We start from the raw sequence: 13,531 nt of genomic DNA on the forward strand, positions 1-13,531 counted from the left end.
GATTAGGTCGAGGTCTTTTTTATTTTGGAAACCAAGGCCTTGACCCATTTCACTTCGCTGAACTCTGGAAATTCCCCGTCGAACAGTTCCAATTTGTCCAAATCCATTTTCATGGCGTCTGCCAGTGTTTTCTTGGCTTCGGAAACCTCGTTGTTCTTGAGGTAGATTCCGGCCAGTTTATACGTGAGCTTGGCGCTGTCGGGATAAAATTCCAACCCTTGGATCAAGACTTGTATCGCGGAATTCAGATCGCCCATTTTTTTCAGGACCTCTGCCCAATTTTTCCAAGTGTCCAGTTCATAGTTTCCCAAGTCCACGGTCTGTTTGTAGGCGAAATCGGCCTCGTCCAGATTGTCAAGGGCAAAGTAGATCTTGGCGGCTTTTTTCCAATAGAGCGGGTTCTCCCCATCAATATTGATGGCCTTGTTGATGTAATACAGGGCCTTCTCGTGGTTCTTTTGCCTAAAATGGAAATCCGTTATGGCCAACCAGCCCTTGTCCAGCAAAGGGTCTTCGTGTACCGTATGGTAGTAATAATATTTGGCCAGATCGTAGTTGCCCAGTTTTTCATGACATTTTCCAAGACGAAGGAACGCATGGGAAGTAGGGTCTTCCATGGAAATGGTGGCCTCGTAATTTTCTATGGCCTCGTTGTACCTTCCCAACTTTTCGAGCACCTTGCCTTTTTCAAAATAGGCACCTATGAAGGAATCATCGGAAATAATGGCAAAATCAAATGCGGTCAGGGCTTCTTGGAACATCTCCATGGCGTAGTACATCTTGCCCAACTGGTGCCAGGCCACTTCGCAATAGGGGTTGCGTTCCAAATAGTCGTTCAGGTAGTGCACGGCCCCGTCAAAATCTTCAAGGAACTCAAAACAATAGATGACATTGTAGAGCGATGAATAGTCACTTTCATCATACTCCACACATTTCATGAAATTGAGTTTGGCACGTTCATGGTCGTCCATGAACAGGTATTCCATGCCCAAAAGGGAATGGATGTCAAAAGTGTCGTCCGTAAGGTGCAGGGCGTCCAATAACAAGTTTACCGCAGCTTGGTGGTTGTCCTGTTTGGATTGGATATTGGCCCTTTGGATATAGATTTCCTCGTTGAGGGCATCTATGTCCTGGATTTCGTCCAATAATTTTTCAGCGGCCTCGAATTTATCCTCAAACGCCAATACCTCGACCTGCAACAATTTTAGCTCCAAGGAGTTTGGGTGTTGCTCCAAGCCTATTTGGATGGCTTTCTTCCCTAAGGAGATTTTTCCGTTGTTGAGGTAGTGGTGAATGATTTCCTCAAAGTCCTCAGAGTCAAAAAAATAGACGTCGTCCGTCTTGAGCATTGACTCGAATTTGCTGATGGATTTGTCAGGATATTCGTTAGAATCTAACGCCATAGGAACTTTTTTGGTTTGACTATGGACTTAAAATTAACCCTTTGGTTATCTCTTTAGGTCCAAAAATCGGGTATGTTATCAACAAATTAGTTAACAGTGTCGGGTTTGTACTCGTTCAAAATCGTAATGATTAAGTCGCAACCGGCCTCAATTTCTTTCATCGAAATGGTCAAAGGGGGTGAAATTCTTGCCGCCCTTCCTTCGAACAACAGCCAAAAAAGAATGAGTCCCCTTTTGGCGGCCTCTAATATCAAATAGTCGGCCACTTTCCTGGTTTCCAACATTGCGGCCAGCATCAGTCCCTTGCCCCGTACCTCGGTGATCAAGGGATGGACCAACAGTTTTCGGAACAGGTTTTCCTTCTCCAATGTCTGTGAGATCAGGTCCGTTTCCGTAAGTTCCTGCAAAGTGGACAAACTGGCGGCGGCGATCACAGGATTTCCACCAAAGGTGGTGATATGTCCCAATTTTGGGCTGTGCTGCAACTGGGCCATCATCTCTTTTGAGGCCACAAAGGCACCTACGGGCAAGCCAGAGGCCATCCCCTTACCGATTACGAGGATATCGGGCACGCAGTTGAAATGTTCAAAAGCGAAAAGCTTTCCTGTTCTTCCAAAGCCGGGTTGGATCTCATCAAGGATGAGCAGAGCGCCCATTTCGTCACAGCGTTTTCTTACTTTTTCCAGGTATCTATTTTCCGGAAGGATGAAACCAGCTCCTCCTTGTATGGTCTCCAAGACCACAGCGGCCGTTTTTTCGGTGATTTTGTCCAAATCTTCCGCAACATTGAAGTTGATGAAGCGTACATCGGGAATCAGCGGCCTGAATGCACTTTTACGTTCTTCATATCCCATAAGGCTCAAACTGCCCATGGTGTTTCCGTGGTAGGCGTGGTTGGCCGCAATAATCTGCGATCTTCCGGTATGCCTTCTGGCCAGCTTTATGGCTCCTTCCATGGCCTCAGTGCCGGAATTGACCAGATAGGTGGTCTCCAAAGTTTTGGGTAGGTGCGCGGCCAAGAGTTTGGTGAATTCCACCGCTGGTCGCTGTACGTATTCCCCGTAGACCATCACATGCATGTATTTTTCCACCTGTTCTTTGATGGCCCCAATCACCCTGGGATGTCCATGGCCCAACCCACAGGCGGACACGCCGGCCACAAAGTCCAAGTGTGCCTTTCCTTCTTGGTCGTAGATATAGCTGCCCTTTGCATGGGAAACCTCCAATCCCAAGGGATGTGGTGAGGTCTGGGCTTGATGGATGAAAAAATCGTCTTTGTACATTAGGGGGTCTGTACTTTTTTTACTTGGGTCTTTTTGGGCTGTGTGGCCTTGTTGTTGGGGGCATTGATGGGGTCGTTCTCATTTTTTTGACGTTCCTCTTCTTCCGCATCGATGTCTATGGGGTTATCGATCCCACGGATTTTTACCAGTTCAATAGTATTGTCGTCCTCATCAAAGATTTCGTCCTTGGACATGATGCGTTCATCGCCCCGCCAGACAAATCCTTTCAATTTCCTACTCTCCACGGGAAGGTCCTTTTCAGGGAAAATGTCCCCATCGGGATTGACGAAGAAAGTAATGTCCTCAATATCGTTATTGGCCATGATCAACCGGATCTTGCTGCAAATGGTCTTGTCAATGCCAATAAGTTCCTCATCGTCATTGTACATGTAATAAATGACCTCGGTATTGGCGACCAGATCTATGATCTTCAGTTCATTGTCGATGAATTTTCCATAGAGATTCTTTCCTTTGGCCTGATTGTACCCGGTTCCGCTAATGGTGTCCAAGGAAATGATGAAGGCATTTTCGATGACTTTGAGGGAATCCAGTTTTTCGGTTTCCATATCAGAGATCAGATGGATGCTATCTCCCGTAATCTGATTGTCCACATTCCACATAATGGGATCTTTGATCAATTGGGTGATTCCGGTAGCCTCATCAAAATGGATGGAATCAGATTTGCCACTCAGGTCCGTTTTGTAGAATTTGGCATTTCTAAAAGCCCTAAGTATCCTTTTTTCGGGTTTTCCGGTCACCATAAGGGTGTCGCCGTGCATGTAGAGGGAATCGTTTTCCACCAGACTGATGGACACGGCCCGTTTGGTCGCAAAAACCGAATCCAGTGCCTTGTAGACTTCGGCATAGTGTGCCTTGATCACCCCGTTGTTGATGGTGTCGGTAATCTTGATGTTGTTGGTGGCGGAGGCAAACTCACTGACCTTGTCAAAATAGAGGCTATCGCCCTCTATGATCTTGTTGTCGTAATCGATCCTTGTGTTCTTTATGCCATATCCCCGTTCGATTTTGGTATCGTAAAACCCTCGTTCACAATAGATTTTGTATTCTTCCCCGGTAATGGTGGAGGGGCCGTACATATAAGCATTTTTGGAGGTCGTGTAGTAATCCAACTGTTCCGAATCGATGATGTACTCGGGGTTGTCTATGTGCACGTTCCTTTGGAACTGGTACTTTTTTGGGGTCATGAAATAGGTGCCCACCTTGCTGGTCAGCACATTGGCGGAATCCACCACCTTACCGCCGGAATTGTAATAGGCCAACTGCTTTTCACGTTCAAAATAAAGGGTGTCCGTGGTGAGGGTCATCTGTCCGTTCGTGAGGTCCACACTTTCCCAGGCCTTGGCCAGTTTGGTGTTGCCGTCATAATCCATTTTGCCACTGTTCATCTCAATGGAATCCCCTTGTTGCAAACGGATGTTCCCAATGGCCTTCAGGCGGTTTTCTTCCGTATAGAAAATGGCGATATCGCACCAAAGGTCTGCACCTTGGTGTTCAAACTGTACCTGTCTTTCATCGTCCTTGCTGAATATGGATCCACCGGGAAACTGGGCCTCGTCCTTGGTGAAAGTGCCTCCATAGACAATGTTGATTTGCTTGTCCTGGGGTTTCTGACCGTTCTGTTGGGCAGTGGCCCCCATAAAACAAAGCAATAGAATGAAAAAAGAAATTCTTTTCAAATCCATGGAATTTTGCCCAAAAGTAGGGTTTTTGGGGAAAGTGGCATATAGACTTTAGAAAGCTTTGGCAAATGTTGGGCAGTTTTGCCCGGTTTTGTCATTCATTCAGGTAAGCGGAGTACATCCAGACCAATTTCTCCTGTTCACGGATATAATCGCTCATCAGTGCGTTTGTGCCCTCGTCATTGGAGTCCCCTGACATTTCGAGCAGTTCCCTTTCCAAAGGAAGCAAGACCTCATAACCCTTCAAGATTTCCTTGATGGCATCAGTGCCATTGGATACGTTCTTGGCCGCCTTTATTTTGGAAAGGCCCGAATAATCCGCATAAGTGTGGAGCGGGGTAAAGCCAAGGGTCAATATCCTTTCGGCAATCTCATCGATCTTGATCAGGGAATCATTGTACAGTTCTTCAAATTTGAGGTGGAGCTCAAAGAATTTATGGCCCTTGATGTTCCAATGGAACCCACGTGCATTCATATAGAACAATTGGTAGTTGGCCAAAAGCTCATTGAGTTTTTCAGAGAGCTCGCTGGAGGCTTTTTGGTCCAGTCCAATTTGATTCAGGTTCTTTGCCATGTCCTTGCTTTTTAAATGATTTTATATCCAAAATTTGTCGGATTTGGGCTGCGTTACTTTCAAAGTTAAGCAATAAACATAACCTCAAAAGTGACAAAAGTCACCGTGTTACAGAAATCTTGTTCCTGATTTTTCCTAAAGAAAACATTCGGATTGATCCTTATTTGGCGTCAGCAATCAAAATGTACGGCAAGAAACCTTATCGATGTATGGTCTGAAGTCTGTCCGGTCCAACGGAAACAATCTTGATGGGCACCTGTAGTTGTTCTTCCAAAAATGTGATGTAATCCTTTAACGCAGGTGGAAGCTCTTCCGCCGTGGTCAATTTGGTTAGATCCTTGGCCCACCCCTTCATTTCTGTGTAAACGGGAGTAACGTATTCACTTTCAATGTTGTAGGGAAGGTGTTGTATCTTTTCGCCCTTGTAGTCATAGGCGGTACAGACCTTAATGGTCTTGAATCCACTGAGCACATCGGCTTTCATCATGATCAGTTCAGTGACCCCATTGATCTGCACGGCATATTTCAGTGCTACGAGGTCCAACCAACCACAACGTCTCGGTCTTCCCGTAGTGGCGCCAAATTCGTTGCCCACACGTCCCATGGTCGCTCCATCCTCATCAAAAAGCTCGGTAGGGAAGGGGCCACTGCCCACTCGGGTGGTATAGGCCTTGAAGATGCCCAATACCTTCTCGATCTTGTTGGGCGCAACACCCAATCCGGTACAGGCACCTGCTGCGGTGGTGTTGGATGAGGTGACAAAGGGATAAGTCCCGAAATCGATGTCCAAAAGGGAACCTTGGGCTCCTTCGGCAAGTATTTTCTTTCCTTCGTCCTGTGCTTTGAAGATATACTCCTCACTGTCGATGAAGGTCAATTTTTTTAGGGTCTCCACGCCTTTGCAGAATTCGGCCTCCAATTCGGTCAAGTCGTACTCGATCTCTGCATTATAGAAATCGATCATGGCCTCATGCTTGTCGGCAAGGGCCCTGTATTTGGTTTTCCAATCGTCAAATTCCAGATCGCCCACACGCATTCCGTTGCGCCCGGTCTTGTCCATATAGGTAGGTCCGATGCCCTTGAGGGTGGAACCGATCTTGGCTTTTCCCTTGGATGCTTCGGAAGCGGCATCCAGCAACCGGTGCGTGGGAAGTATAAGGTGTGCCTTGCGCGAGATCAGGAGCTTGGATACGATATCGATGTTGAACTTTTCGAGGTTGTCCAATTCCTTTTTGAAGATGACGGGGTCTATGACCACACCATTGCCCACAATATTGATGGCATTTTTATGAAAAATCCCAGAGGGGATGGTGTGCAGTACGTGTTTTATGCCATCGAACTCCAAGGTGTGCCCTGCGTTGGGGCCTCCCTGAAATCTGGCGATAATATCGTATTCCTTGGTTAGTACATCAACAATTTTTCCTTTTCCTTCATCTCCCCATTGGAGTCCAAGCAATAAATCTACCATGAAATGTGTTGGTTATTCTGTTAGGTTTTCTTCTTTGTTTCGGGTTCCGTAGAAATATAACGAGTGGTTGTTGATCTTGATATCAAAAACCTCTTCTATCGTCTTTTTTATGGATTGGATGCGGGGGTCGCAAAACTCGACCACTTCTCCGGTATCGGTAAGTATGACATGGTCGTGCTGACGGTCAAAATAAGATTTCTCGTATTGTGCCTGGTTTTTTCCAAATTGGTGCTTGCGTACCAGTTTGCATTCCAATAAAAGTTCGATGGTATTGTAGAGTGTGGCGCGGCTCACCCTGTAATTCTTTGTTTTCATTTTGATATAGAGGGATTCCACGTCAAAATGATCGTCACTTTCATAGATTTCCTGTAAAATGGCGTAGCGCTCAGGTGTCTTCCGGTGCCCCTTTTCCTCGAGGAACGTAGTGAACACGTTTTTTACAATTTCCTGATTCTTATTGTTTCCCATGGCTTTCTACCTATGCTAATGCACAAAGGTACAGCTAAAAATTAAATTCTGGTGACTTTGTCGATCCCCTCTACCTGCTTTAAATTGTCCATGAGCCTTTTCAGGATGTTGTTGTTTTTTACCACAAGGGTGATCTTCCCTTTGAAGGTGCCTCCATCTGCACTGAAATTGAGGTTCCGCATGTTCACGTGCATGTTCTCTGAAATGATCTTGGTGATGTCCTTGACCAGTCCGAGGTTGTCGATCCCCGTAATTTGTATGTCCACCGAAAACTCTTCCTGGGTGGAGTCTATCCACTTGGCGGTCATGATGCGGTAGGCATAGTTGGACTGGAGGGAAATGGCATTGGGGCAGTTTTTCTTATGCACCTTTATGCCGTCGTTCACGCTTACAAAACCGAACACCTCATCCCCCGGAATGGGGTTGCAGCATTGGGAAAGTTTGTAGTTCAACCGTTCCTCTTCCTTGCCGAACACGAGCATGTCGTATTTGGTGGTGATCTCGTCCTTGTCCACATCTTTCGGGACAGGGGTTTTCCGTATCCTGTTCTTGAAGAAGTTGATGAAGGCGTTGTGATAGGACGATGCAAAATCTTTCAGCTTGTCATTGTCAATGACCCCGATGCCCACTCGATAGAACAGGTCCAGACTGGTCTTCAGTTTGAAGTAGTTCACCAGTTTGTTCACCGTGTCCTCGTTCAGGGTGATCTTTTGGGATTTCAGCTTTCTGCGAAGGATTTCCTTGCCCTCCTCGGCCACTTCCTTTTTCTCCTCTATCAATGAGGATTTGATTTTTGCCCTGGCCCTGGCCGTATTGGCATAATCCAACCAGCTTTGGTTGGGCTTGGCCGTTTCCGAGGTCATGATCTCCACCTGGTCGCCACTGTGCAGTTCCGTGCCCAGCGGTACCAATTTCCCGTTCACCTTCGCGCCACGGGTCTTCATGCCGATCTCGGTATGGATGTTGAAGGCAAAATCCAGGGCCGTGGCCCCTTTGGGCATGGATTTTAGATCTCCCTTCGGGGTGAACACAAAGATCTCCTTGGCGTAGAGGTTCAGTTTGAATTCCTCCACAAAGTCAACGGCATTGCCATTGGCACTTTCAAGGGCTTCCTGTAATTTATTGAGCCATTCCTCGATCCCCTGCTCCTTCTGGTCGCCATGTTTGTATTTGAAGTGTGCTGCATAGCCTTTTTCCGCTATTTCGTGCATCCGCTCACTTCGGATCTGGACTTCCACCCATTTGCCCTTTGGGCCCATTACGGTGATGTGGAGCGCCTCGTACCCTGTGGATTTAGGAGAAGTGATCCAATCACGCAAACGGATGGGGTTTGGGGTGAAGTGGTCCGTCACGATGGAGTAGATCTTCCAGGCGAGGAACTTTTCATTCTTTCGGTCAGATCTGTAGATGATCCTGATGGCAAACTTATCATATACCTCATCGAAGGAAACATTCTGGGCCTTCATTTTCCTTCGGATGGAAAAGATGGACTTCATCCGTCCCTTGATCTGGTAATTGAGTCCTTCCTTGTCCAGTGATTGTTTTATCACATTGGAGAAGGCATCAATATAGGCCAAACTCTCTTCCTCCGTATCCTCAACCTTGGCCTTGATGTCGTTGTACACCTCGGGTTCGGTATATTTCAGGGAAAGGTCCTCCAAATGCGTTTTGATGTTGTAGAGCCCTATCCTATGCGCCAACGGGGCATAGATGTAGAGGGTTTCCGAAGCTATTTTGACCTGCTTGTGCTCTGGCATGGACTCCATGGTGAGCATATTGTGGTACCTGTCGGCAATCTTGATGATAATGACCCGGACATCGTCATGCAACGTGAGCAGCATTTTCCTAAAATTCTCTGCTTGCTGGCTGATGTCCATGTCCTTTTTGAGGTGGGCGATCTTGGTAAGGCCGTCCACGATACGGGCCACTGTTTCGCCGAACATCCGCTCAATATCGGAAAGGGTATAGGGGGTGTCCTCGACCACATCGTGCAACAGGGCCGCTGCGATGGACACGGCATCGAGGCCTATCTTGGAGGCCACGATCTTGGCCACGGCTATGGGATGGAAGATGTATGCTTCGCCAGATTTACGCCTTTGGTCCTTATGGGCATCCACGGCCACATCAAAGGCTGAGCGTATCAACTTTTTGTCCTCATCGGTCAAAGTTTGATAGCTGATGCGAAGCAGTTCTTTGTACTGCTTTGCAATCTCCTTGTTCTCTTTTTCAATCGCAGCCTCTGTCATAGTATATTAAAATTACCACAATCTTGTCAGCTGGGCAACAAAAACTATGCCCTAAGGTTTCTGATCCGCTCTATCAATGGTGGGTGGGAGTAGTGCACAAAAACGTAGGCAGGGTGTGGGGTCAGGTTGCTCAGGCTGTTCTTTGAAAGTTTTTTCAACGAAGTCACCAAAGGTGTTGCCGCAAAGGTGTTTTTGGCAAAATCATCCGCTTGGAACTCAAACTTTCTGGAAAGATAGTTCATCGCCAGTCCCGTTATTTCCGAAATGGGGCTGTACAAAAGTGCAAATCCCACCAAAGCCGCATGAAAACTGGGTGTGGACACTCCAATGGCCAGTGATATCTCTGGATGGTTGATGAAAAGGGAAAGCACATATAAGGTGAAGCCTGTCAAGGCCAAGGAAACCAATAGGTTGAAAACGATGTGTTTTTTCTTGTAATGTCCTACCTCGTGGGCCAGGACAGCAACAATCTCTTCTTCGCTCAGGTCATCTATCAACGTATCAAAAAGGGTGATGCGCTTCTCCCTTCCCAATCCCGAAAAATAGGCATTGGCCTTGGTGGAGCGCTTGGACCCGTCGATCACAAAAATATTCTTCAGTTCAAACCCGACTTTTTGGGCGTAACCTTCTATGGCTTTTTTTAAGCTACCTTCCTTCAGTGGGGTCTGTTTGTTGAAAAGAGGCACGATCAAACGACTATAGAATAGATTGACAAAAAGAATCACAGTGCCTATCATGGCCCAAGTGTAGATCCAAAAGTTTGGACCGGTCCATTGCAGGAACACCATGAACAGGGCCAATATGCCACCACCTAAAACAACAGTGAGCAATCCGCCTTTCAGTTTGTCCATGAAAAACAATTTTCGGGAGGTCTTGTTGAACCCATAGGCTTCCTCAATGACAAAGGTTCTGTAATAAGAAAAGGGCAATCCAAGGACAGTGCTTCCCAAGGTGATCAACCCAAAGAACACCAATGCCATGGGAATTGGGTTTTCGGTAAGGGAGCGGGTGATGTCATCGACCCAGCCAAACCCGCCAAACCATAAAAAACAGGTGGTGACGGCCAACGAAAAACCATCCGAAATCAACCCAAACCGATAATTGGCCTGTTTGTATTGTTGCGATTTTTGATACTCTTTTTCATCGAAGACATCGGAAAGTTCCTGGGGAAGGTTCGACCCAAAACGCTTTGCGTTCAGGTATTCCAGAAGTTGATGGACCAAGAATTGGACAATCAAAATGATGAGAATGACATAAAAGAGCAGGGTCCTTTCCATAGCTTAGAATCCGCGTTGTCGCTTGGCCTCAAATATAAGTATTGCCGCCGATACGGAAACGTTCATGGAATCTATTTCTCCTTGCATCGGAATTATGAGGTTTTGGTCGGAACTTTTGAGCCAAACATCCGTTAGCCCAGTGGCCTCTGTGCCCATCACAATGGCCGTGGCTCCCGTAAGATCGCAGTCCACATAATGTTTTGAGGCGGTGAGCGCGGCACAATAGATCTTGATGCGGTTATTTTGGAGAAAATGGATGATCTCCTCGGTGGAACCCATGCCAATCTGATTGGTGAACACGCAGCCCACGCTGGATCGTACGATGTTCGGGTTGTACAGGTCCGATTTGGGATTGGCGATCAGCACCGCATCCACCGCAGCGGCATCGGCAGTTCGTAGCAGGGCTCCGATGTTGCCTGGTTTTTCTGGGGCCTCGGCAACCAGTACCAAAGGCTCTTTGTTCTTGAAATGGATTTTGTCCAAACCATGGTCCTTTGCTTTTAGGATTCCCAAAACGCCTTCGGTGGTGCCCCTGTGGGCCATTTTTTCATAGACAGGTTTTGTGATCTGTATAATTTCGGTATTGGGGTTTTTTAGGAAACGTCGAATCTGGGACGCATCCAAAATATCCGGACAATACAACAGGGTTTCCAATGGATACCCGCCCTTTTGGGCTAGCTCCAGTTCCCGCTGCCCTTCCACTACAAAAAGCCCCGTTGTCTTCCGTTCCCGGGATTTTTCTTTAAGGAGCAGTATTTTTTTTACCAATGGATTTTGGACACTGCTGATCAGTTTGGTTTCCATCATAAGGTAAAAATAGCCATTCCTGTAATGTAAAAAAGGGGTTTTCGACCAAGTGACCAAACTTATACCATGAAAAAAGCAACCATCCTATTGACTGTACTGGCCGTTTTTGCCTGTAAACAGTCCCCCAAAAATGAAGAAAAAGAAGCGCAGATTCCCATGGAGGAAAAAATGGCCGTCCGTGACTTTCCTGAAGCACTTTCCAAGGTTTTTGATGCCCACGGCGGTCTGAAGCTCTGGAAAAATCAGCGGACCCTTTCCTTTGTGCTGCCCAATCCCGAACTTCCCGAGACCCACACCATTGATCTGTGGTCACGAAGGGATAGAGTGGATACCGACTCATTTTCCATGGGATTTGATGGGACACAGGCTTGGCTCCTAGATCCTCAAGAAGCCTATAAAGGAGATGCCGCATTTTACCACAACTTGATGTTCTATTTTCAGGCGATGCCCTTTGTTTTGGCGGATGATGGTATTGTGTACACCGCTGCAGAGGACTTGGAATTTGAAGGAAAAAGTTATCCGGGCATCCAGATTGGCTACAAGACCGGGGTAGGGGCTTCATCTAAGGATGAATATTATATCCATTTTGATCCCGAGACCCATCAAATGGTCTGGTTGGGATATACCGTGACCTATCGAACCGGGGAGCCTTCGGATAATTTTAGATGGATCCATTACAACGAATGGCAGGAGATCAATGGCGTGTTGTTGCCCAAGGCCATCACCTGGTACAATTATGAAGGTCGCACCTTGTTGGATACAAAGAGTACGGTAGTCTTTGAGAATGTGATGCTGTCCGAGGAGGCCAAACCCGAGAATGTATATACCAAACCTGATGGGGCGGAATTTATCCCTTTGACCAAAAGTTAAGTTAGGGTTGGAATAAATAAATAAGGGCGGTTTTCTTTGGAAAACCGCCCTTATTGCTTTTTTAGGCCATGGATTTATTTTCCTTCACCTTCATACTTGCCCATATACCTTTTCCAAAGTTTGGTCTGATGGGTTTCCAATGAAACATCCCGACCATCGATATAAGCCTTTGATAGTTGATTGGTGCGCATGTCCAAAGCATCGCCTTCCGAGATGAACAAGGTGGCGCTCTTGCCAATCTCCAAGGTGCCGTACCTATCGTCGATACCCAATATTTTTGCGGTATTTCCGGTCACCAATTGCAGCGCGGTCTCCTTGTCCAGTCCTTGGCCAACAGTCTGCCCGGCGTAGAAGGGTAGGTTCCTGGTCTGGAAATTGGCTGCACCTTCATTCTGCAAACCGACCAATAATCCTGCGTCCACGAGCAACTTGGGCAATTTGTAGGGAAGGTCGTAATCGTCATCATCATATTCGGGCAACGAATGGGTGAGGTTGACGAGTACGGGAACATTGTTTTCCTTTAGGAAATCCGCAATCTTGTTGGCACGATAGCCGCCCACGATCACCACATTCTTTACACCTGCTTTTTTTGCGGCGGCCACGGCATCCGTCATTTCCTTTTCGCCATTGGCATGGATGTACAAATGCTTGGAGCCGTCAAATAGGCCCGACATCGCTTCAAAGGGAAGGTTCCGTTCCTTTTCGGCTGATTTTCCATAGGCGCTGGAATTTTGGAAGAACACTTCGATGTCGCCTACCTGTCCGGCATATTCCTTATTGGGGACGTAGCCTCGGTCTTCTCCCATCCACCATCTACCTCTCCTGAAGAAGGACGGCCAGTTCATATGGATACCATCATCGGTCTTCACGGCGGCATCTTCCCAGTTCCATGCATCGAACTGTACAATACTCGATGTTCCAGAAATGGTTCCGCCCTGTGGGGTCACTTGGCCCAACAGAACACCATTGGGACGCATGCTTTCCACCACTTTGGATTCTGCGTTATAGGCGATGATGCTCCTGATGTGTGGGATCATTTCCCCGATCTCATCTTGGTCGTCAGTGGCCCTTACGGCATCCACTTCCACCAGACCAAGGGACTTGGACGGCGCAATGATGCCTGGATATACGTGTTTTCCTTTGGCATCTATCATAGTGCCAATGGTCGGAGCCATAAGGTCGGAACCTATGGCCGTGATTTTTCCATCCGCAAATATGATGGTACAGTTTTCTATGACCTCTCCATTGCCAATATGGGCGGTTGCCCCAAAAATGGCAACTTGTTCGGTCTGTTTGGGTGCAGGGGTCTGCTGGGCGGAAGTTGTAAAACTCAAAGCTAGCATGACCACGAAGGTGAGTCGCTTCAAAAACACCCCTAAAGTCCCCTCAAGGGGACAATGATTGCTTGAATTTATATCTGAAAATTTCATTATCT

General features: G+C 47.0%; 11 protein-coding genes. 1 reads left to right on the top strand and 10 read right to left on the bottom strand.

Annotated features, from left to right (window positions below):
• Positions 1 to 2: 2 nt before the first annotated feature.
• The 9 genes from DB398_RS06100 to DB398_RS06140 form a co-directional block, all read right to left on the bottom strand.
• Entirely contained in the window at positions 3 to 1,403 is a 1,401-nt protein-coding gene (locus DB398_RS06100) for a tetratricopeptide repeat protein (RefSeq protein ID WP_108423507.1), read from the bottom strand.
• An 86-nt stretch (positions 1,404 to 1,489) separates the two neighbouring features.
• Positions 1,490 to 2,686, bottom strand: a complete 1,197-nt coding sequence (locus DB398_RS06105; protein ID WP_108423508.1) for an aspartate aminotransferase family protein — start codon at positions 2,684 to 2,686, stop codon at positions 1,490 to 1,492.
• Positions 2,686 to 4,389, bottom strand: coding sequence for an OstA-like protein (locus tag DB398_RS06110; protein WP_108423509.1), 1,704 nt, complete (start codon positions 4,387 to 4,389; stop codon positions 2,686 to 2,688). Before DB398_RS06110 ends, DB398_RS06105 begins: the two co-directional genes overlap by 1 nt.
• 91 nt (positions 4,390 to 4,480) lie before the next feature.
• A complete protein-coding gene (locus DB398_RS06115) occupies positions 4,481 to 4,960 on the bottom strand; it encodes a Dps family protein (protein WP_108423510.1) in 480 nt (159 codons plus the stop codon).
• 199 nt (positions 4,961 to 5,159) lie between these two features.
• Positions 5,160 to 6,428, bottom strand: coding sequence for an adenylosuccinate synthase (locus DB398_RS06120; RefSeq protein WP_108423511.1), 1,269 nt, complete (start codon positions 6,426 to 6,428; stop codon positions 5,160 to 5,162).
• A 12-nt stretch (positions 6,429 to 6,440) separates the two neighbouring features.
• A complete protein-coding gene (locus DB398_RS06125) occupies positions 6,441 to 6,896 on the bottom strand; it encodes a Fur family transcriptional regulator (RefSeq protein ID WP_108423512.1) in 456 nt (151 codons plus the stop codon).
• Between the two features lie 41 nt (positions 6,897 to 6,937).
• Positions 6,938 to 9,142, bottom strand: a complete 2,205-nt coding sequence (locus DB398_RS06130) for a RelA/SpoT family protein (RefSeq protein ID WP_108423513.1) — start codon at positions 9,140 to 9,142, stop codon at positions 6,938 to 6,940.
• A 44-nt stretch (positions 9,143 to 9,186) separates the two neighbouring features.
• Positions 9,187 to 10,419, bottom strand: coding sequence for a M48 family metallopeptidase (locus tag DB398_RS06135; protein ID WP_108423514.1), 1,233 nt, complete (start codon positions 10,417 to 10,419; stop codon positions 9,187 to 9,189).
• Between the two features lie 3 nt (positions 10,420 to 10,422).
• Entirely contained in the window at positions 10,423 to 11,226 is an 804-nt protein-coding gene (locus DB398_RS06140; RefSeq protein WP_108423515.1) for a TrmH family RNA methyltransferase, read from the bottom strand.
• 66 nt (positions 11,227 to 11,292) lie between these two features.
• On the opposite strand from DB398_RS06140, the gene DB398_RS06145 reads away from it, so the two are divergent.
• Positions 11,293 to 12,096 (top strand): DUF6503 family protein, encoded by an 804-nt coding sequence (locus DB398_RS06145; RefSeq protein ID WP_108423516.1) that lies wholly within the window; start codon positions 11,293 to 11,295, stop codon positions 12,094 to 12,096.
• Positions 12,097 to 12,170: 74 nt separating this feature from the next.
• Here the strand turns inward: DB398_RS06145 and DB398_RS06150 are convergent, their stop codons facing one another.
• On the bottom strand, positions 12,171 to 13,439 hold the full coding sequence (locus tag DB398_RS06150) for an amidohydrolase family protein (RefSeq protein ID WP_108423594.1): 1,269 nt from the start codon (positions 13,437 to 13,439) through the stop codon (positions 12,171 to 12,173).
• Between the last annotated feature and the right edge of the window lie 92 nt (positions 13,440 to 13,531).

This window comes from Flagellimonas amoyensis (assembly GCF_003058265.1).
Classification (GTDB): Bacteria; Bacteroidota; Bacteroidia; order Flavobacteriales; family Flavobacteriaceae; genus Flagellimonas; species Flagellimonas amoyensis.

Excerpts from the sequence above, each read along its gene's own strand:
- DB398_RS06120 (WP_108423511.1), bottom strand. The coding sequence starts at position 6,428 with ATGGTAGATTTATTGCTTGGACTCCAATGGGGAGATGAAGGAAAAGGA.
- DB398_RS06130 (WP_108423513.1), bottom strand. The coding sequence starts at position 9,142 with ATGACAGAGGCTGCGATTGAAAAAGAGAACAAGGAGATTGCAAAGCAG.
- DB398_RS06145 (WP_108423516.1), top strand. The coding sequence starts at position 11,293 with ATGAAAAAAGCAACCATCCTATTGACTGTACTGGCCGTTTTTGCCTGT.
- DB398_RS06150 (WP_108423594.1), bottom strand. The coding sequence starts at position 13,439 with ATGCTAGCTTTGAGTTTTACAACTTCCGCCCAGCAGACCCCTGCACCC.
- DB398_RS06105 (WP_108423508.1), bottom strand. The coding sequence starts at position 2,686 with ATGTACAAAGACGATTTTTTCATCCATCAAGCCCAGACCTCACCACAT.
- DB398_RS06140 (WP_108423515.1), bottom strand. The coding sequence starts at position 11,226 with ATGATGGAAACCAAACTGATCAGCAGTGTCCAAAATCCATTGGTAAAA.
- DB398_RS06110 (WP_108423509.1), bottom strand. The coding sequence starts at position 4,389 with ATGGATTTGAAAAGAATTTCTTTTTTCATTCTATTGCTTTGTTTTATG.
- DB398_RS06135 (WP_108423514.1), bottom strand. The coding sequence starts at position 10,419 with ATGGAAAGGACCCTGCTCTTTTATGTCATTCTCATCATTTTGATTGTC.
- DB398_RS06115 (WP_108423510.1), bottom strand. The coding sequence starts at position 4,960 with ATGGCAAAGAACCTGAATCAAATTGGACTGGACCAAAAAGCCTCCAGC.
- DB398_RS06125 (WP_108423512.1), bottom strand. The coding sequence starts at position 6,896 with ATGGGAAACAATAAGAATCAGGAAATTGTAAAAAACGTGTTCACTACG.
- DB398_RS06100 (WP_108423507.1), bottom strand. The coding sequence starts at position 1,403 with ATGGCGTTAGATTCTAACGAATATCCTGACAAATCCATCAGCAAATTC.